This window comes from Janthinobacterium svalbardense (assembly GCF_002327145.1).
GTDB classification, from domain to species: Bacteria; Pseudomonadota; Gammaproteobacteria; order Burkholderiales; family Burkholderiaceae_D; genus Janthinobacterium; species Janthinobacterium tructae.
Genome location: NZ_CP023422.1, coordinates 4462944 through 4482177, shown reverse-complemented (window position 1 = coordinate 4482177; position 19234 = coordinate 4462944). Strand labels below are relative to the sequence as shown.

The following is a 19234-nucleotide window of genomic DNA, read 5'->3' as shown; positions in this document are numbered from 1 at the left end:
TTTATGGCTGCGGCGTGCCGCGCACGTCGAATTCCACTTTCCAGCGCTCGGCGCCGTCAGGGGAAACGGCCAGCAGCTCCAGCGTGCCCGCTTCTGTCACGCGTGCGTGCAATTTCACCTGCACCACGTCGCCAGCCGAGCGGCCTTCGGCCGATAACGTCGCCTGGATTTCGCTCAGCTCCTGCAATTCATCGGGACCCCAGAAGTCCAGCAAGTCGCCGATCTGGTCGTTGCGCCGCGTGGACGAGGCGAAGAAGCGGAAGTGTACGGGCTCGCCCACCACCAGGCCGAATTGCTGGCCTGGCAGTTCCAGTTCGCTGCCTTCTTCCATGCCGAACGGCGCCACGCACAGGGCCTGGATCGGCGGTTCCATGCCGGGAATGGCCGGCATGGCCGATTCGATGGCCACATAGAAGGCGCTGGCCGTGCCGCCGCGAATGCGCACGCCATGGCCGCGCCGCACGTAGCTGTAGTAGGCCGCGCCACGCGCCACGGCCAGGTCCAGGTCGGCCCCGGCCAGCATGCGTGCCGGTTCCGCGCCTTCCAGGTATAGCCAGTCGTTGACGGTCGCCATGATGCGCTGCACCAGCAAGTCGGACTTGAAGACGCCGCCGTTGAACAGCACGGCCGTCGGGTGCAAGAAGCTGGCATCTTGCGACTGGCGGCCCGCAAAGCCTTCCAGTTCGCTGGTTGCCGCCACTTGCCGGCCCAAAAACGCCGCCAGGTGGCGCGTGATGGCCGCGTCCTGCGCATATGGCAAGCCCAGTTGCGTCAGGCCGGCGCGCGTGCGCACGGCAGGGCGGCTCGATGCTTCCACTTGCGGGAAGAAGCCGTCGAGAATGAAGGTGGACACTTCGGCGCGCGTCAGTTCCGTGCGGATGGAGCCGCCGATCAGTTTCGAGCCGCGGCTCGGCACGACGATCGGTGCCACATCGAGGCCGCTGTCGGCCAGCAGGCTTTCCTTGGCGCTGCGGCAGCCGTAAGTGAGCGCGCGCATTTGCCAGGCGTCCAGCTGCGTGCCGTTGACGGCCAGCTTACGGGCCACCAGGTGGGCCAGCGCCAGATCCATATTGTCGCCACCAAGCAGGATGTGTTCACCAACGGCCACGCGGTGCGGTTCCAGCACGCCATCGCGTTCCAGCACGGCGATCAGCGAAAAGTCGCTGGTGCCGCCGCCCACGTCGACGACTAAAATGATGTCGCCCGGCTTGACTTCCTTGCGCCAGCGTCCTTCGCTGGTCTGGATCCAGCTGTACAGGGCTGCCTGCGGCTCTTCCAGCAGGGTCAGCGAGGTGTAGCCGGCCGCCTGCGCCGCTTCCATCGTCAGCTCGCGCGCGGCCGGATCGAACGAGGCGGGGATGGTGACGGTGATTTCCTGCTGCGCGAACGGCGCTTGCGGGTGGGCGTTGTCCCAGGCCTGGCGCAAGTGCGTCAGGTAGCGCGTGGCGGCCGTGATCGGTGAAATGCGCGCCACTTCGGCCGGCGCGTCATTCGGCAAAATCGCCGCGCGGCGGTCCACGCCCGGGTGGCACAGCCAGCTTTTCGCACTGGAGACCAGACGGATGGGCGTGGTGGCGCCCCGGCTGCGGGCCATTTCGCCGACGACGAACGGCGCTTCGGCTTCCTCGGTGACCCAGGGCAGGGCCAGGTCGCCCGCCGTCACTTCGTCGGCGTGCGGCAGATACACGAACGATGGCAGCAGCGACAATTCTTCTACCGTGCCTGGCGCCGACAGTTGCGGCACTTTCAGCACGCCGTGGCTGGACTTTTCGCCGTCGCTCTCGACCAGGTTCACATACGACAGGGCGCTGTGGGTGGTGCCCAGGTCGATGCCGATGGCGTAGCGCGGGCCAGGGTTGATGGTATCGTTCACAGTTCCACCTCGGCCGGGGCCAGGATGGCGGCGTCGTGCTGCCCGCTCAGTTTCGGCAGGCGCACGCTCGAAGCGCGCCAGCCGCGGTGGCTCAGGGTGCCCGTGAATGGCGCCGAGCCGACGACGTTGCCCGTCAGGCGTACTTGCGCGGAATCAAAACCATCGTGGAGCACGATGCGGCTGCCCTCGGCTTCCTGGCGCACGGCCTCGATGGTGAAATACTCGCGCATGACCTTGGCGCAGCCTTCGTGCACCACGCGGGCGGCCGCGCCAATGTCGGCATCGGCATGGCTGCCCAAGTTTTCCTGGGTGAAATCGATCAATCGCGCTTCGCGTTGCAGCAGGGCCAGCAATTGCAGGGCGGCGTCCGGCGTGGCTTCTTTTAATATGACGGGCGCGGCGGCCGGCGTTGGCACGGGGGCAGGCGCAGGAGCAGGGGCCACCGGCGCCACCTCGGGCAAGGACAGTTTTTCCACGCGGGCCGCATAGGCGGCGTCCGACAGGGTGCTGAAGAAGGCGCCGAAAGCCAGCGGGACGCGGCGCCAGAACGATGGGTGGGACGATGGTGTGCTCATAGGAACTCGTTTCTCTGATCTGTAGGGTGGCGTCGGCGGCGCGCCGGGTGGCGGGGCCGCTTCGCAGGGTAGTGCATGTGCCGGGCCCGTCGTACATATCGGGCCGGCTGCGTTTGCCCGCATGATACCAGCTACCGGGCCGCCGCCAAAGCCGCCGGCCCCGGCGCAGCCAGCCTGACGCATGGATTTTCTTTGTTCCTGCGCAAGGAAACGCTCGATTTCGTGCCGTTTCGACTAGAATCGCGCATTAACTTTTCGCCTGACCTTGTTGCCATGATAATCCCCAGAAAGAAATCATGAAAAATTTATCCATATGTCTGTTCGGTCTGATGCTGCTGGCCGGTTGCGGCGGCAAGGGCGAGAGCGCGGGCCAGTCCAGCGCTGCGCGTCTCGATGGCAAGGAAAAGGGCAGCGAGTTTCTTGCCTATGAACACAATGTCAGCGTCGATACGAATGAGGCGCAAGTACGGCCCCTGTATGAAAAAGTGGTCGCCGCCTGCAAGGCCGACACGGAAAACGGCTGCTTGCTGCTCGATTCCAGCATCGACGGCGGCCGCTACGTGCACGCGCGCATCAGCATGCGCGCCAAGCCGGCCGGCATCAAAAAGCTCGTCGCGCTGGTCGCGGCCGGCGGCGACGTCACCAGCCAGGGCACCAAGGTGGAAGACCTGGGGCGCCCCGTGCTCGACAGCAAGAAACGCCTGGAGATGCTCAAGCAGTACCAGGCGCAATTGCAGGACCTGGAAAAGCTCTCGGGCGCGAACGTCGATGCCTTGATCAAGGTGACCAAGGAACTGGCCACCGTGCAAGTGGAACTGGAGCAGGCGACGGCGGCCAATGCGCTATTGATGCAGCGCATCGACACGGACTTGCTGAACGTGGCCATCAGCGCCGAAGGCAAGCAGTCGTTCTGGCGTCCCGTCAAGCGGGCGCTGGGTAACTTCACGGAAAACCTGTCGGAAGGCGTGGCCAACGCCATCACGGCCATGGCGTATATCCTGCCGTGGCTGATCGCTTTCGTGCTGCTGTTCCCGCTGGGACGCAAGGGCTGGCGCCGCCTGAGAGGAACACCGCGCAAGGATTAAAGTCTGCCGCGCACCTTTTTACGGCAATTTGAAACCTGGCTGCACAGTCCTTGTGCAGCCAGGTTTTTTTTCGTGCGGCGCTGGTCGCGTGCACCATGGCGGACGCCTGCCGGCGCTGGCATGCATTCTGCTTTAACAACATCGTAGTCCCAGTCCGTCCCCCACGAATCATTCACAGGAGTCCCCATGTCACGACGCATCATCCTGAAAGCGGCCGCCGCCGGCGCATTCGCCCTGGCCACGTCCACTTACATGCAGGCAGCCTTGGCCGCCGACACCATCAAGGTGGGCATCTTGCACTCCCTGTCGGGCACCATGGCCATTTCCGAAACGTCGCTCAAGGATGTGGCGCTGATGACGATCGCCGAGATCAATGCCAAGGGTGGCGTGCTGGGCAAGAAGCTGGAAGCCGTGGTGGTCGATCCCGCGTCGAACTGGCCCCTGTTCGCGGAAAAAGCGCGGCAACTGGTGGCGCAGGATAAAGTAGCTGTCGTGTTCGGCTGCTGGACATCCGTGTCGCGCAAGTCGGTTTTACCCGTCTTCAAGGAACTCAACAGCCTGCTGTTTTACCCCGTGCAATACGAGGGCGAGGAGCTGGAAAAGAATGTGTTTTATACGGGCGCCGCGCCGAACCAGCAGGCGATCCCGGCGGTGGAATACCTGATGAGCAAGGATGGCGGCGGCGCCAAGCGTTTCGTGCTGCTGGGTACGGACTATGTGTATCCGCGCACCACCAACAAGATCTTGCGCGCCTTCCTGAAAAGCAAAGGGGTCAAGGATAGCGACATCAGCGAGGTCTACACGCCGTTCGGCCACGCCGACTATCAAACCATCGTCGCCAACATCAAGAAGTTTTCCACGGGCGGCAAGACGGCCGTCATTTCCACCATCAATGGCGATTCCAACGTGCCGTTCTACAAGGAGCTGGGCAATGCGGGCTTGAAAGCCACGGATGTACCCGTCGTCGCGTTTTCCGTGGGTGAGGAAGAGCTGCGCGGCATCGATACCAAGCCGCTGCTCGGTCACCTGGCGGCCTGGAATTATTTTGAATCCGTCAAGAATCCCGTGAATACGGCTTTCATCAAGCAGTGGAAAACGTATGCGGTGGCGCAAAAGTTGCCGAACGCGGGTTCCGTCGTGACGAACGACCCCATGGAAGCGACCTATGTGGGCATCCACATGTGGGCGCAAGCGGTGGAAAAGGCCAAGTCGACGGACACGGACAAGGTGATCGCCGCCATGGCTGGCCAGAGCATGAAAGCACCATCGGGCTTCACCCTCACCATGGATGCAACGAACCACCACTTGCACAAGCCCGTGATGATCGGCGAGATCAAGGCCGATGGGCAATTCAATGTCGTGTGGAAAACCAAGGAACCGATCCGCGCCCAGCCGTGGAGCCCGTTTATCAAGGGCAATGAGGGCAAGCAGAAGTTATGAGTTAGCGGCAGAAAGGCCGGGGTCAGACCCGACGGGTCTGACCCCAGATTTTCGCTTGGGCTGAAGTAACGATGAGAGGTCTTTCCGCATGCGTCTGCTACGTCGTATTTTGTTATTACTGTGCCTGCTACCACCGTTCGCGCAGGCCGCCATCCCTCCAGAATTGCTCAAACCGCTATCCGGCGACGACCCCGATACCAGAGTCGCTGCCGTCGCCCAGATCGCCGCCCTGGCCACGCCCGAGGCCGCCAAGGTTCTGCAAGCCTTGCAGGACGATGCCTTGTATGCCGCGCCCGATGGCAAGGTGTATGTCGTCGACGGTGAACATGCATATGACCCGGCAAGCGGCCAGAACGTGCCGCTGCCCGACGGCATCGACGGCGTGATGGTCAACAACCGCTTGCGCGCGGCCGTGGCGGGGGCGCTGTCGGGCTTGCAGTTGCTGGCGCCGGAACGAACGGTACGGCTGGCGGCCGCGCAAGCCTTGCAAAAGGCGGTCGATCCCGCGCAAATACCCCTGATCCGTACGGCGCTGGCACGGGAAAACGATGCTGACATCAAACAGATCTTGCAAGTGCTGATCGCCAGCGCCAACCTGCATGCGCCGGACGCCGCCACGCGCAAGGCCGCCGTGCAGGACCTGGCCGGGAGCAGCGATGCGCGCTTGTTGCCCGTGCTGCAAGCCATGCTGGAGAAAGGGGGGGAGCCCGACGAGACTGTGCAGCTGGCCGCCATCGAGACCATGCGCCAGATCAAGGGAAGAGTGTCGCGCATGGAATTTGCCGGCAATGTGTTCTACGGCATTTCCCTGGGAAGCGTGCTGCTGCTGGCCGCGCTGGGCCTGGCCATCACCTTCGGCTTGATGGGCATCATCAACATGGCGCATGGCGAATTGCTGATGATAGGCGCTTACACGACGTATCTGTGCCAGCTGTTTTTCCGTACCTACCTGCCCGGCATGCAGGAGGCGTACCTGCTGGCCGCGCTGCCGGCCGCTTTCTTCGTCGCCGGCCTGGTGGGCGTGGTGCTGGAACGCACGGTGATCCGCTGGCTGTACGGGCGGCCGCTGGAAACCCTGCTGGCCACCTGGGGCATCAGCCTGATCCTGATGCAGACGGTGCGTACGATCTTCGGTGCGCAAAACGTGGAAGTGGCCAATCCCGCCTGGATGTCGGGCGGCGTCAGCGTGCTGGGCGGCCTGGTGCTGCCGTACAACCGCCTGGCCATCATCGGCTTTGCCGTCGTCGTGGTGGTGGCCGTGTGGGTGATCCTCAACAAAACTCGGCTGGGCCTGTTCGTGCGGGCCGTGACGCAAAACCGCCGCATGGCCGATTGCGTGGGCGTGGCCACGGGCAAGGTCGACATGCTGACTTTCGGCCTCGGTTCCGGCATCGCGGGACTGGGCGGCGTAGCGCTGTCGCAGCTAGGCAATGTGGGGCCGGACCTGGGCCAAAGCTATATCGTCGACTCCTTCATGGTGGTGGTGCTGGGCGGCGTGGGCCAGCTGGCCGGCACCGTGATCGCCGCGCTGGGCCTGGGCGAAGTGAACAAATTCCTCGAACCGGTGGCGGGCGCCGTGCTGGCGAAGATCGCCATTCTCGTATTCATCATCATTTTCATCCAGCGCCGGCCGCAGGGCCTGTTTGCCATGAAGGGACGCAGCGTCGAATGACTACCTCCTATCCGATAAAGCAGGGCCTGTTTACGCGGCCCGTCTGGCTGGCCATTGCCGCATGCACGGTGCTGGCGGCACTGTTGCCGATTTTTAACCTGGCGTTTGCCGAAGGGCATGCGCTGCACGTGTCCGCCTATACGGTGGCGCTGGTGGGCAAGTTCATGTGCTACGCGCTGGCCGCGCTGGCGCTGGACCTCGTCTGGGGCTACACGGGCATCCTGTCGCTGGGGCACGGCGTGTTCTTTGCCCTGGGCGCATATGCGCACGGCATGTATCTGATGCGCGCCATCGGCGACCAGGGCCAGTACCACAGCAGCTTGCCCGACTTCATGGTGTTTCTCGACTGGAAAACTTACCCGTGGTACTGGGCATTTACCGAACATTTCTGGTACTGCATGGCCCTCGTCGTGCTGGTGCCGGGCGTGCTGGCTTTTGTCTTCGGTTACTTTGCGTTTCGCTCGCGCATCAAGGGCGTGTATTTTTCTATCATCACGCAAGCGATGACGTATGCGTTCATGCTCTTGTTCTTCCGGAATGACACCGGCTTTGGCGGCAACAACGGTTTCACGGATTTCAAGACCATCCTCGGCCATAGCGTCACGGCGCCTGCTACCCGGGCCGTGCTGTTCCTGCTGACCCTGGCCTTCCTGCTGGCGGCGCTGGTGGGCGCGCGCGCCATCGTCCGCTCGAAATTGGGCCGGGTGCTGCAGGGCGTGCGCGACAGCGAGGCGCGGCTGATGTTTCTTGGCTACAACCCGCTGTGGTTCAAGCTGTTCGTGTGGACCTTATCCGCCGTGCTGTGCGGCATCGCCGGTGCCCTGTACGTGCCGCAGGTGGGCATCATCAATCCGTCCGAAATGTCGCCCGCCAACTCCATCGAAATGGTCGTGTGGGTGGCCGTCGGCGGGCGCGGCACCCTGCTAGGCCCGATTGTGGGCGCCTTCACCGTCAACGGCTTGAAAAGCTGGTTCACGGCGGCCTTGCCGGAGCTGTGGCTGTTCGCGCTGGGCCTGCTGTTCATCGTCGTCACGCTGTTCATGCAGCAAGGCATGCTGGGTGTGTTGAGCAAGCTCAAACGCAAGCCCGTCGTGGCAGAGGAGGCTGCATGAGCATCCGCATGTTGCCCGGCATGGCCAGCGCCGAAGCTGGCCCCACGTATTCGCGCGTGAAAGGCGAGGGCGTCGATACGACGCATGGCGCCATTTTGTATCTGGAAGACATCAGCGTGTCGTTCGACGGCTTCAAGGCGATTAACAAGCTGAGCCTCGATATTTCCGTGGGCGAGTTGCGCTGCATCATCGGCCCTAACGGGGCGGGCAAGACGACGATGATGGACGTCATTACGGGCAAGACGCGGCCCACGTCCGGCACGGCCTGGTTCGGCCAGACCATGAATCTGGCGACGATGACGGAAGCGCAAATCGCCCACGCGGGCATCGGCCGCAAGTTCCAGCGCCCTACCGTGTTCGAGCAGCACACGGTGTTCGATAACCTGGAACTGGCCATGAAGATGGACAAGCGCGTGGCGCCCACCCTGTTTGCCCGCCTCACGTCGGAGCAGGCAGGCAAGATCGAAGCCATATTGCGTTTGATCCGCCTCAACGGCCACGAGGCGCGGCCAGCTGGCTTGCTGTCGCACGGGCAAAAGCAGTGGCTGGAAATCGGCATGCTCTTGATGCAGGAGCCGCAGCTGATCCTGTTGGACGAACCGGTGGCCGGCATGTCGGACGCGGAAACGGCGCGCACGGCGGAGTTGCTCAATGAATTGCGCGGCAAGCATTCGATCATGGTAGTCGAACACGACATGGGTTTCGTCACGGACATTGCCCAGCAAGGCATCGTCACCGTGCTGCATGAAGGTGCCGTGCTGGCGCAGGGCCGCATGGACGAAGTGCAAGCCGACGAGCGGGTCATCGAAGTCTATCTGGGGAGGTAACCATGCTCGAAGTGCAACAGTTAAATCAATACTATGGCTCCTCGCACACCTTGCGCGGCATCAACCTGTCGGCGCGCAAGGGCGAGTGTCTGGCCTTGCTGGGCAGGAATGGCGTGGGCAAGACGACCTTGTTGAAATGTCTGATGGGCGTGCTGCCCGTGGCGCAGGGCACGGTGGCCTTTAACGGGCGCGACATCACGAAGCTGGCGCCGCATTCGCGGGCAAAGCTGGGCATCGCCTACGTACCGCAGGGGCGCGACATCTTTGCGCGCCTGACGGTCGAGGAAAACTTGCTGATGGGTATGGCGGTGAAGCGGGGCAGGCAAGCCTCGCGCATCGATCCCCACGTGTATGAGTTGTTTCCGGTATTAAAAGAGATGCTGCAGCGGCGTGGCGGCGATTTGTCGGGTGGGCAACAGCAGCAGTTGGCCATCGCCCGCGCGCTGCTGGCCGAACCGCAATTGATCATCTTCGACGAGCCCACGGAAGGCATTCAGCCTTCCGTCATCAAGGATATTGGCCGTGTCATTGCCTTGTTGAAGCAGCGTGGCGACATGGCCATCGTGCTGTGCGAACAGTATTTTGATTTTGCCCGCGAACTGGCCGACGACTTCATCGTGCTGTCGCGCGGCAGTGTGGTGGCCAGCGGCACGGCGGAACAGATGGATGGTGACGATGTGAAGCGGCACCTGGCCGTGTAGCTTACACCAGCTGCAGCCAGCCCAGTACGGCGCCGGCCGCCAGCAGCCACAACAAATGGATCTTCGTGCGCCAGATGATCAGGCTGGCCACGATGGACAGGCTCCACAGGGGCCAGTCCGTGCGGAGGTCGTGATTGGCGCCGCCCAAAATCATGCCCGTGGAAATCAGCAGGGCGACGACGATGGGCGCCATGCCTTGCTTGAAGGCACGCACGGGGCGCAGGTCGCGGTTGCGGTAGCCCCACTGGGCTGCCACGTAGGTGAGGGTGGTGCTGGGCAGCATGATGCCCACCATGGTCACCAGCACGCCCAGGTACGCGGCTGTGTAGCTGCCCGCATTCATGCCCACGTTCCAGCCCATCAGGGCGACGAACAGCACGTTCGGGCCGGGCGCGGCTTGCGCGATGGCAATCGATTCATTGAATTGCGCCTGCGTCAGCCAGCCATGCTGCTCGACGAGGAAGCGGTGCATTTCGGAGGTGGTGGAGATGGCGCCGCCGATCGACATCAGCGACAGCATCAGGTAGTGGCCGAACAGGTTCAGCCAGTCGCCCGTGCTCAGCACCAGTTGCAGTGGCGGATTCATGCGGACAGCTTTCGATACGTCAGCAGGCAGCCGATGCCGCCCAGGCCCAGCAGGATGTACAGCAGGGGCCAGCGCAGCACGGCCACCATCAGCACGCCCAGCGCGCAGATGGACAAGGTCAGCCACAGGGGCAGCGGATGCTTGATCAGCGCGGTCGCCAGTTTCACGCCCGTGGCGGCGATCATGCCGGCCGACACGGCGGCCATGCCGCGCAAGGCGCCCGCCATCTGCGGGTTGTCGCCAAAGCGCGTGTACAGCACACCGAGCAGCAGCACGATGACGAGGGGTACGGCCAGCATGCCGGCCAGCGCCGCCAGCGCGCCGCGCAAGCCGAAATAGCGCCCGCCCACCATCAGCGACAGGTTGACGACATTCGGTCCGGGCATGATTTGCGCCACGGCCCAGTCTTCCAGAAATTCTTCCTGCGTCAGCCAGCGCTTGCGCTCGACCATTTCGCGCTGGATCACGGCCAGCACGCCGCCGAACCCCTGCAAGGCCAGCCAGGTGAACGAGAAGCACAGGTCGGCCAGCGAGGCCGGTTGCGGACGGGGCAGGTCGGGCGGGAGGGCGGCAAGGGGGGATGAGGGCATGGCTGATTATCGCCGTGGCCGATTGCGCTTGTCCATCGCTTTCGGCTCCAGTTGTGCCTGCAAGAAAAAAACTGTGGCTCATGTTTCCCTGCCATTGACATCGTGAGTTTATCAGCAATACTTTATCGGCAGCACGACCACTGTTCCTGTCAGCGCGGGTGCGGTTCGTAGCGCTACGCCGTCTCCCTCCCTCCGTTCCCCTTCGCAGGAGTTGTTCATCATGCTTAATTCCACAGAAACGCTGCATATGCCCGTCAAAACCGTGGTGCCGCATGCCCGGGTCGATCAAAAGATGTGCGACATCGTCAATCTGGGCATCGCCGTGCAGGCCGCCTTCAGTACCTTGTGTGCGCTGGAATACCTGAAGTCATACAATGTCGCCCCGGAACTGATCGAGCGCGTGCTGCTGCATCCGGAGCAGCGCCGCTAGACTATGCATTGAGTATCCACACGGCAACTGTGTTGCCGGCAGCGCCACTCTGGTGTTGTCGGATTGATCATTGCGGCTCAGTTATGCACAAATGATGGGTTAGCGAAACTGGCGAAATAATTTTCTTGTGATGATGTGTGGATTTCTAAGTAGTTGATTTTAATGGATTTTATTTTTGCTGTTTGATTGAGCAGTTTATTGAAAGCCGCACGGGCTGTGGCTTTGAGGCCTGTCAATAGGCGCTTATCCACAAAGATATCCACAGTCCGTGTGGATATCTGAAAAAGCGCTTAACAATCCGCTACTTAGGAAGTGGGGCCGGTCAGCGCATGCCATCGGCCAGCAAAATGGGCCAGAATGGGGCATGCCACAAGCCTGTATGCCTATCCAGTGCTCTTGTTTTGATGACTGAAAGTAGCGGCGGATGGTCAGGGCGTGCCGCCGGCCGGTTCCGCTGGCGCGTCGCCGCAGTGGGCCAGGGCGGCGGCGAGGTCGGCGACTTGTTGCTGCGCTTCGCGCAAGGTGGCGTAGGTGCGCAGCGAGGCGATCACGGTGGTAAACAGCTTGCGTGTGGTCAGGTCGGTCTTGCACCAGAAATCATTGATGTCGTAGTCGATGATGATGCGGTGTTCCAGCGCCTGGCCAGGCTGGCCCGTGCGCAGGATGATGCGCACGGCGCTGTTGTGCAAGTCTTCGCGGATCTGGCGCGCCACTTGCAGCCCCGCATCCTGGGTTTCCATGATGACATCGAGCAGCACCACGGCGATATCTTGTGTGCTGCGCAGCAAGGCGAGCGCCTCGGCGCCTGAATACGCGTGCAGAAAGCTCAGCCTGCGGCCCTGGAAACTGGCCTGGCTGAGGGCGAACTTGGTCACCACGTGCACATCGACATCATCATCGACAATCAGCACGCGCCATGGCGCCGTGTTGGCGGACTCTGCTGCCGCCTCTGCCCGCCCGAGTGGCTCCTCGACCAGCCAGTCGGGTTCGTCCGCTCCCGTGGCGGCATTGTCGCTATCCATATTCATGCATTTATCCACCGTTGATCGTGCTCACTCACTCCACACTATGCCAGTCTGCGGGGTTTGTCAAAACAATGCGGTTCAGGCAAGGCAGCCTGGAGCAGGATTGCGTATGCACAGCAAAATATATTTTCATGGTGTTCGAGTAACTTTGCTCTGGCGTAAAATCATGATTCTAAGTCATTGATTTCATTGGGGTAAAAAATTGCCTGTGAAATCAGCAAATTGTTGAAAGCCGCATCTATACTCGCGTTGCGGCTTGTCAAGAGGGGCTTATCAACAACTTTATCCACAGTTGCTGTGGATATCTGAAAAAGCCGTGCAAAAACCGGGGCTTAGCGCCCGTTCGTGCGGCAGGGTGGAAGCATTCACGCCGCCAGCCCCAGCCCGCCAAACTGGGCAAAGGCATGCAGGAAGCGCTGCTTGGCTTCGGCTGGACCCATGGCTTCGATTATACCGGGCAAGGGGGCGATGCCGTCAAGGTAGGCCCAGCGCTCGGCCGAGTGGGGCATCAGGTCGCGCTTTTCCGTGGCCAGTGCGATCAGGTCGGCCCGCTTGATGGGCGCGTAATCGGAAAAATCCAGGCCATACGTGGTGGCGATGATGGCGCTGACCTTGTCTTCCAGGACGGCAAATTCCGGCAGCAGCACTTTCAAGGGCTTCACCATGTCGCCCAGGTAGGCTTCGGCCGCGTCGTGCAGCAGGGCGGCCAGGCGCAAATGGGGCGGCACCAGTCCGGCGACGATCAGGCTGTGCTGGGCGACCGAGTAAAACACTTGCGTCTGTCCATTGAAGCGGCACTGGTACGCCAGGCCGTGGGCAATGTCTTCAATGACTACCTTGTCGATATGCGGACGCAAGGGATAAAAACGGTTGCCGGAATAAGTGGAAACGTAGTCGGTGGTAATCATTGCCTGTGCTCGGAGTTGCAAGATGGCTCATCGTACACCCGATGGCACAGGCTTGCCCCGGCCGCGACGCGTGTGGCGCGCTGCTGAGCCTATGCATCTTGGCAAATCCTTGCATTTATTTCATATCATTCATTGTTCTTTCTCAATACACTATAGCAATCTTGTTTGTCTGAAACTTCACAGGGGCAGGGCAATGACGGCGCAACCTTCGGCAAGACCTTCGTATATCTATCAGGGCGGTTCGGTGATGATGCACTCGCCGCTGCAATTGAAACAGTCGGAAATGTACGGCTATTTCGTCAGGGGCGACCTGGCCAGGCTGCAGGCCACCGTGAATACCACCTTGAACCAGGTGGCGGGCCAGCGCATGACCCTGAAAGCGCTGTCGCCGTACGTGATGCTGACGTTTACGCGCGTCAACCATGCGGATTCAAGCAATCCCGTCGACCAGGCCAAGGGCTGGATCACGGAAGTCGACATCGTCACCTGGATCATGGTGGGCCAGATGGATGAGCACGGCAAGCTCGCGCATATCTATTGGTACCCGTGCCATATTTTCGTCGATGACGCGATGGCCCTGATCAACGGGCGCGAGCTGTTCGGCTATCCGAAATACCTGTGCGAATACGCGATTCCCGCCGCCGGCAGCGAGCCGCTGCGCTGCTCCGTCGCCGCCAAGGGTTTCCAGCATTTTTCGCCGGAAACGAAACTGGCCCTGCACCCGCTGCTGGAAGTCAACGCCACCGTGCAGACGGGAGCGCACAAGAGCGTCAACAGCTTCCTGGAACTCATCGAGCAGGCTTTCACGATTTTCCTGTCCATCCCCGATTTCTTCGACATGGACCAGGCCGGCTGGGCGGACATCCTGTCGCTGCTGCGCAAGCCGCGCATCGACCAGATCTTCCTCAAGCAATTCCCCGACAGCGCTGGCGTGAAAGCGGTGTACCAGGCCTTGCTGGCTGCGCCGGCCGAAATCAACCGCCTGCACAGCGCGCGCCTGCTCGGCTACGAGTATGAATGCACCTTGCACGCGTTTGACAGCTTTCCGCTGGACCAGACCCTGGGCTTGCAGCTGGGGCCGCAGGCGGCGATATTGCCGTTCCATGTGAACTTCGACTTCACGGCCATGCCGGGCGAGGAACTGGTCGACAATTCCCGCATCGCGCCGGAAAAGATCGCCATCCTCGGCGGCGGCGTGGCGGCCATGACCGCCGCGTATTATTTGACGAGCCAGCCGGGCTGGCAAAACCGGCACGCCATCACCGTCTATCAGCTGGGCTGGCGCCTGGGCGGCAAGGGCGCCAGCGGCCGCAACGCGCAAGTGGGCCAGCGCATCGAGGAGCACGGCCTGCACATCTGGTTCGGCTTTTACGCGAACGCCTTCAAGATGATCAAGGAAGCGTATGCGAGCCTGGAACGCCCGCCCGGCGCGCCGCTGGCCACCTGGCGCGACGCTTTCAAGCAGCACGATTACGTGGCCCTGTCGGAAGACGTCAAGGGCCAGTGGCGCAACTGGTCCATCGTCTTTCCCACCTTGCCGGGCGAGCCGGGCGAGGGCGGCGAAGACATCACCCTGTGGCAGATGGCCATCGCCATGGTGGGCTGGATCGAGCAGTGGCTGCGCCAGATCCGGCAAGTGGCGGACGCCGACGCGCGCATTGAGCGTGCCACTGCCAGCGCCTCGCAAGGCGAAGGCGTGTGGCCGGGCTGGCTGCGCCGCCTGGCCGACGAAGTGGTGGGGCAGGCCGATGAACTGGGGCTCGACGTGGGCCTGTCCGTGGGCGCGCTGGCGGCGCTGGTGGCCGACCTGGCGCCGGACTCCACACGCCACGACCAGGCCCGCCACCAGCTGCTGGCCAGCACCCTGAACGGCATCCGCGCCTGGCTGCGCCTGCGCTACCGCGCGCTGATCGACGGCGACGATGAATTGCGCCGCCTGTTCACCTGCCTGGACCTGGGCATCACGGTCATGAAGGGCATGTTCGAAGATGGCGTGTTCAAGCACGGCTTTGACGTCATCAACGACATCGATTTCCGCGCCTGGCTGAAAAAACATGGCGGCGACGAGCAGTTCAGCGTCAATTCGGCGCCCGTGCGGGGTTTTTATGACCTGGTGTTTGCCTACGAGGGCGGCGATTTTGCCAAGCCGAACATCGAGGCGGGCACCTTGTTGCGGGCGATGGCGCGCATCGGTCTGGCCTACAAGGGCGGCATCATGTTCAAGATGCAGGCCGGTATGGGCGACACGATTTTTACGCCGCTGTACGAGGTGCTGAAAAAAAGGGGCGTGGAATTCAAATTCTTCCAGCGCGTGGAAGAGCTGGTACCGGGCGCGGGCGACATCGACAGCATCCGCATCACGCAGCAGGTGCAATTGAAGGACCCTGCCGCCGGCTACGCGCCGCTGGTGGACGTGAAAGGCATGGCTTGCTGGCCCAGCGCGCCCGATTACGCACAGATCGAGCCGGCCCAGGCGGCGCTGCTGCAAGCGCAGGAAGTCAACCTGGAATCGTACTGGAGCGACTGGCCGCAGCAGTACCAGCAGGCGTTCGGCCGCCAGCTGCCGGCCACGGTCTTGAAGAAGGGCGTCGATTTCGACAAAGTGGTGTTCGGCATTTCCATCGGCTCGCTGCCCGCCCTGTGCCCGCAACTGCTGGCGCAAAGCCCGGCCCTGCAAGTGGCGGCCGAGAAGGTAAAAACCGTGGCCACGCAGGCCTATCAGGTGTGGCTGAACAAAAACCTGGCGCAGATGGGCTGGACCACGCAGCCGAAAGGGCAGCAACCGGTGCTGTCGGCCTTCACGGAGCCGTACGACACGTGGGCGCCGATGGATCAATTGCTGGCGCACGAAGACTGGCCGGCGGGGCTGGAACCGAAAAACGTGTCGTATTTTTGCAGCGCCTTCCCCGTCGACAGCTACCCGCCCGTCACCGACACGGGCTTTCCCGCCCGCTGCGCGGCCAGGGCGAAACAGGGCGCACTGCACCAGCTGGAGCGGGAAATCGGTGCGCTGTGGCCAGAGGCGGGCGCGCCTGGCGCGTTTCCGTGGCAATGGCTGGTCGATGCGAAAGCCGGCACGGGGCCGGCGCGCTTCGACAGCCAGTACTGGCGCGCCAACGTCGACCCGTCCGAGCGCTACGTCATGTCGGTGGTGGGCAGCACGCAGTACCGGCTGGCCACCGACCAGTCGGGCTTCAGTAACCTGTTCCTGACGGGCGACTGGATCAAGACGGGCCTCAACGCGGGCTGCGTGGAAGCGGCCGTGATGGCGGGCATGCAGACCTCGCGCGCGATGACCGGTTATCCGGCCGTGATCCAGGGCGAAAAGGACTTCTAGCCATGCGACGCCTGATGCTGTCGGGTCGTGTCACGTTCAACCGCGCGCGGGCGCTTCAAGCTCCCGGTTGAGCTTCCAGGTCGCGCCGCGCCACGTCCAGCGCCGCCTGCAGCTGCGGCAGGAATGGCTCCACGTTATCGAGCTGGCCGTTCGAGGCCAGGGTTTCCATCTGGTGGCACAGGCCGTGCAGGGTGGGGCGGCTCAGGTAGCCGGCGCTGCCTTTCAAGGCGTGGAAGGCGGCGGCGGCCGCGCTGGCGTTGCCATCGCGCACGGCGTGGCAGGCCAGGTCCAGGCGCCGTGGCGCTTCCATCAGGAACGCTTGCGCGATGCGCTGCAAGTGCTGCGGCGACAGGCCTGCCAGCGGCAGGATGTGCACGGGCGCCATCATGGGATCGGCCGGCGCGGGTGACTCGTCGTCGGCGGCGTCCAGGCCGAACTGGCGCGCCAGGGTATCGTCCCCGGTGGGCACGGCCGGCGGCAGGGCGTGGCCGCGCGCCAGCAGCAGGTCGATGATGGCGTCGATTTTCTGGAACAGCAGCGCTTCGTCGACGGGCTTGCTGAGGAAGTCGTCCATGCCGCAGGCCAGGTAGCGTTGCCGGTCATGTTCGCTGGCGTTGGCCGTCAGCGCGAGGATGGGGATGTGCGCGTCGGGAATGGGGAATTGCGCGTTGCCGCCGTCGCGGATCAGGCGCGCGGCCTGTTCGCCATCCATCAGCGGCATGCGGCCATCCATCAGCACGCAGTCGTAGGCGCCGGTGCCCAGCGCGTGCAGCGCCTGTTCGCCATTTTCCACGATGGTCACGGCATGGCCCATGCTTTCGAGCAGGGTGCCGATGATGATCTGGTTGGTGCGCACGTCTTCGGCGCACAGGATGCGCAGGCGACAGGCATGGCGCGCCTGGTGCGTGGGCCGGCGCGCGTCGGCCGCCGGCGCGCTGCCGTCATGCAGCGGCAAGGTGAAATGGAAGCGCGAGCCGATGCCGACCCGGCTTTCCACGCCGATACTGCCTTGCATCAATTCGACCAGTTCCTTGCAGATGGCCAGGCCCAGTCCCGTGCCGCCATAGCGGCGCGTGGTGGAATGGTCGGCCTGCTCGAATTTCTGGAACAAACGCGGCAAGGTGTCCGCGTCGATGCCGGGGCCCGTGTCGCTGATGATGAAGTCGATCTCGCTGCGGCCATCGCGGCGCGGCGGCGTGCGGGCGCGCCGCACTTCCAGCAGCACTTCGCCGTTCGCCGTGAACTTCAAGGCATTGCCCAGCAGGTTGATGAGGATTTGCCGCAGGCGCGTGGGATCGGCGCGCACGTAGCGGGGCAGGTCCAGCGCCAGTTCGCGGCGCAGCAGCAGGCTCTTGGCGTCGGCCTGGCCCTGCACGATGCCGGCCGCGTCGCCGATCAGCGCCAGCAGGTCGAAGTCCACCGTTTCCAGGGTCAGCTTGCCCGCGTCGATCTTCGAGAAATCGAGGATGTCATTGAGGATGGTCAGCAGCGACACGCCATTGTGCAGGCCGATGCGCAGGTATTCCTGCGTGCGGCCTTTGACGGACTGGTCGCGCAGGGCGAACTTCAGCATGCCGATCACGCCGGCCAGCGGCGTGCGGATGTCGTGGCTCATGGCGGACAGAAAATCGATGCGGTGGCGGCTGACCACTTCCGCATGCTCCTTGGCCTTCAGCAGGGCGTCGTTGCTGAGGGTCAGGGCCAGGGTACGCTCCTGCACGCGCTGTTCCAGGTTGTTGCGCAGCAGGCGGATCTGGTCGGCCAGGGCAAAGGCCAGCAGCAAGCCGTCGAACGTGCCGCCGAGCAGGGTCACCAGCTGGGCGTTGGCCACCATGGCCGGCATCAGGCCCAGGTTGGCCGGCAGGATCAGGAAGCCGGGCAGCATCAGGGCGACGAAGGCCAGCACGAAAAAGCGCGCCGGCTGGTAGCCGCGGCACCAGACGACGATGCCGCAGATCAGCGCCAGCAGCATCCAGATGCTGATGGCGATGGTGGCCAGGGTGTGCGCATACGCCAGGGCGAAGAAGCAGCTGGGCAAGAGCAGCAGGGGCAGCGCCAGGTTGACCTTGCTGAGGCGGTACAGCAGGGGCGAGTAGTCGCGCAGGCGCAGGAAATGCATGTAAAACAGGGTGCTGAAGACGGGCAGCAGGAAAAACGGCACGTAATGCAGCTGCAACTGGTGCCAGTCGAACAGGTCGGCAAAGACGTGGAAGGTCATGGCCCAGGCCAGGCCATACGTCAGCACGTACAGCGCGTAATACGCCGAGGCTTTTTCCAGGGTGATGGAAAAGATGAAGAAATTAAACAGGCCCAGCGCCAGCAGGGCGCCGATGGAAGCGACCATCAGGAAGTTTTCCTTGGCCACCAGCTTGCGGTAGTCTTGCTGCGTCCTCACGCCGAACTGGGGGGCGCGCGCGTAGTAGGGGCTGGAAAAGCGGATCAGGATGTCATACGTGGCGCCCGGCGCCAGCTGTACGTTACTGCCATAGTGCAGCAAATATTCGTGCGGGCGCTGGTAGCCCGTCAGCAAGGTATGTGGCGCCGCGTGCGGTCCGGGGCCATACACGTACAGGTCGACCAGATCGATCAGGGTATCGTTCGGGTCGATGACCCAGGCCGCGACGCCGCTGTCGTTGCGCACCTGCGCATGCAGCCAGTAGGCGCCGCCGAACAGGTCGACCCGTTCGGCCGGGCGCTGGCGCGCCAGCCAGGCGGGCAGGGCGGTGGCATCGGCAGGCGCGGCTTCATTTCCGGCGAAAAACAGTTGCCCGCCGCTGCCCAGGTGCGCGATGCCTTGCTTGCCCAGGGGTAATGGCGCCGCCTGCGCCGCACCCGCCAGGCCCAGCAGACCGAACAGCAGGCCGAACAGGAGCGCCCAGCCGCATAGCCAGGCGCTGACGCGGGAGCGCGAAGCGCGGTGGCTGGAGGGGGGCGGGTGGATAGGCATCGATGAGTGTGGTGATGGTCGCGCGGGAGTGGCGGCAACGCCGTTTGCTGTGGAGTAGCCATTTTAATCGACTCTCGGTGGCGCACGGGCACTCATGTCCTGCCGGCATGGCGCCCGCTCCGGTAT

15 protein-coding genes are annotated in these 19234 nt (G+C 63.1%); 8 read left to right on the top strand and 7 right to left on the bottom strand.

The window, feature by feature from the left end; all coding sequences use genetic code 11:
- Position 1: 1 nt before the first annotated feature.
- Positions 2-1873, bottom strand: coding sequence for an Hsp70 family protein (locus tag CNX70_RS19745; RefSeq protein WP_244198881.1), 1872 nt, complete (start codon positions 1871-1873; stop codon positions 2-4).
- Positions 1870-2448 carry a DUF2760 domain-containing protein gene (locus tag CNX70_RS19740; protein WP_096236343.1) on the bottom strand — a complete coding sequence of 193 codons (579 nt, stop codon included), beginning with the start codon at positions 2446-2448 and terminating at the stop codon, positions 1870-1872. Before CNX70_RS19740 ends, CNX70_RS19745 begins: the two co-directional genes overlap by 4 nt.
- 296 nt (positions 2449-2744) lie before the next feature.
- Here CNX70_RS19740 and CNX70_RS19735 point away from each other — a divergent pair, with 296 nt between their 5' ends.
- From CNX70_RS19735 to urtE, 6 genes are all read left to right on the top strand, one after another.
- The gene (locus CNX70_RS19735) at positions 2745-3533 is read left to right on the top strand and encodes a DUF4349 domain-containing protein (protein WP_096236341.1); all 789 of its coding nucleotides are present in this window, start codon (positions 2745-2747) and stop codon (positions 3531-3533) included.
- Positions 3534-3719: 186 nt separating this feature from the next.
- On the top strand, positions 3720-4973 hold the full coding sequence (urtA, locus tag CNX70_RS19730) for an urea ABC transporter substrate-binding protein (protein ID WP_096236339.1): 1254 nt from the start codon (positions 3720-3722) through the stop codon (positions 4971-4973).
- A gap of 88 nt (positions 4974-5061) precedes the next feature.
- Entirely contained in the window at positions 5062-6645 is a 1584-nt protein-coding gene (urtB, locus tag CNX70_RS19725) for an urea ABC transporter permease subunit UrtB (protein ID WP_096236337.1), read from the top strand.
- Positions 6642-7757 (top strand): urea ABC transporter permease subunit UrtC, encoded by a 1116-nt coding sequence (gene urtC, locus CNX70_RS19720; protein ID WP_096236335.1) that lies wholly within the window; start codon positions 6642-6644, stop codon positions 7755-7757. The genes urtB and urtC overlap by 4 nt, the downstream gene beginning before the upstream one ends.
- Positions 7754-8584, top strand: a complete 831-nt coding sequence (gene urtD / locus CNX70_RS19715) for an urea ABC transporter ATP-binding protein UrtD (RefSeq protein WP_096236333.1) — start codon at positions 7754-7756, stop codon at positions 8582-8584. Before urtC ends, urtD begins: the two co-directional genes overlap by 4 nt.
- 2 nt (positions 8585-8586) lie before the next feature.
- Positions 8587-9285 carry an urea ABC transporter ATP-binding subunit UrtE gene (urtE, locus tag CNX70_RS19710; protein ID WP_096236331.1) on the top strand — a complete coding sequence of 233 codons (699 nt, stop codon included), beginning with the start codon at positions 8587-8589 and terminating at the stop codon, positions 9283-9285.
- Position 9286: 1 nt separating this feature from the next.
- Here urtE and CNX70_RS19705 read toward each other — a convergent pair whose 3' ends face one another.
- Positions 9287-9871 (bottom strand): chromate transporter, encoded by a 585-nt coding sequence (locus CNX70_RS19705; RefSeq protein ID WP_096236329.1) that lies wholly within the window; start codon positions 9869-9871, stop codon positions 9287-9289.
- Entirely contained in the window at positions 9868-10461 is a 594-nt protein-coding gene (locus tag CNX70_RS19700) for a chromate transporter (RefSeq protein WP_096236327.1), read from the bottom strand. The genes CNX70_RS19705 and CNX70_RS19700 overlap by 4 nt, the downstream gene beginning before the upstream one ends.
- Positions 10462-10681: 220 nt before the next feature.
- Between CNX70_RS19700 and CNX70_RS19695 the strand changes: the two genes are divergently transcribed.
- The gene (locus tag CNX70_RS19695; protein WP_096236325.1) at positions 10682-10891 is read left to right on the top strand and encodes a hypothetical protein; all 210 of its coding nucleotides are present in this window, start codon (positions 10682-10684) and stop codon (positions 10889-10891) included.
- Between the two features lie 428 nt (positions 10892-11319).
- Here CNX70_RS19695 and CNX70_RS19690 read toward each other — a convergent pair whose 3' ends face one another.
- Positions 11320-11919 carry a response regulator gene (locus tag CNX70_RS19690; RefSeq protein ID WP_244198880.1) on the bottom strand — a complete coding sequence of 200 codons (600 nt, stop codon included), beginning with the start codon at positions 11917-11919 and terminating at the stop codon, positions 11320-11322.
- 362 nt (positions 11920-12281) lie between these two features.
- On the bottom strand, positions 12282-12824 hold the full coding sequence (locus tag CNX70_RS19685; protein WP_096236323.1) for a phosphohydrolase: 543 nt from the start codon (positions 12822-12824) through the stop codon (positions 12282-12284).
- Between the two features lie 193 nt (positions 12825-13017).
- Between CNX70_RS19685 and CNX70_RS19680 the strand changes: the two genes are divergently transcribed.
- Entirely contained in the window at positions 13018-16161 is a 3144-nt protein-coding gene (locus CNX70_RS19680) for an NAD(P)-binding protein (RefSeq protein WP_244198879.1), read from the top strand.
- Between the two features lie 55 nt (positions 16162-16216).
- On the opposite strand, the gene CNX70_RS19675 is transcribed toward CNX70_RS19680, so the two are convergent.
- Positions 16217-19108 carry a hybrid sensor histidine kinase/response regulator gene (locus tag CNX70_RS19675; protein ID WP_244198878.1) on the bottom strand — a complete coding sequence of 964 codons (2892 nt, stop codon included), beginning with the start codon at positions 19106-19108 and terminating at the stop codon, positions 16217-16219.
- Between the last annotated feature and the right edge of the window lie 126 nt (positions 19109-19234).

Coding starts and splice junctions, on each gene's coding strand:
- CNX70_RS19740 (WP_096236343.1), bottom strand. CDS start 2,448: ATGAGCACACCATCGTCCCACCCATCGTTCTGGCGCCGCGTCCCGCTG.
- CNX70_RS19735 (WP_096236341.1), top strand. CDS start 2,745: ATGAAAAATTTATCCATATGTCTGTTCGGTCTGATGCTGCTGGCCGGT.
- urtA (WP_096236339.1), top strand. CDS start 3,720: ATGTCACGACGCATCATCCTGAAAGCGGCCGCCGCCGGCGCATTCGCC.
- urtB (WP_096236337.1), top strand. CDS start 5,062: ATGCGTCTGCTACGTCGTATTTTGTTATTACTGTGCCTGCTACCACCG.
- urtC (WP_096236335.1), top strand. CDS start 6,642: ATGACTACCTCCTATCCGATAAAGCAGGGCCTGTTTACGCGGCCCGTC.
- urtD (WP_096236333.1), top strand. CDS start 7,754: ATGAGCATCCGCATGTTGCCCGGCATGGCCAGCGCCGAAGCTGGCCCC.
- urtE (WP_096236331.1), top strand. CDS start 8,587: ATGCTCGAAGTGCAACAGTTAAATCAATACTATGGCTCCTCGCACACC.
- CNX70_RS19705 (WP_096236329.1), bottom strand. CDS start 9,871: ATGAATCCGCCACTGCAACTGGTGCTGAGCACGGGCGACTGGCTGAAC.
- CNX70_RS19700 (WP_096236327.1), bottom strand. CDS start 10,461: ATGCCCTCATCCCCCCTTGCCGCCCTCCCGCCCGACCTGCCCCGTCCG.
- CNX70_RS19695 (WP_096236325.1), top strand. CDS start 10,682: ATGCTTAATTCCACAGAAACGCTGCATATGCCCGTCAAAACCGTGGTG.
- CNX70_RS19690 (WP_244198880.1), bottom strand. CDS start 11,919: ATGAATATGGATAGCGACAATGCCGCCACGGGAGCGGACGAACCCGAC.
- CNX70_RS19685 (WP_096236323.1), bottom strand. CDS start 12,824: ATGATTACCACCGACTACGTTTCCACTTATTCCGGCAACCGTTTTTAT.
- CNX70_RS19680 (WP_244198879.1), top strand. CDS start 13,018: ATGACGGCGCAACCTTCGGCAAGACCTTCGTATATCTATCAGGGCGGT.
- CNX70_RS19675 (WP_244198878.1), bottom strand. CDS start 19,108: ATGCCTATCCACCCGCCCCCCTCCAGCCACCGCGCTTCGCGCTCCCGC.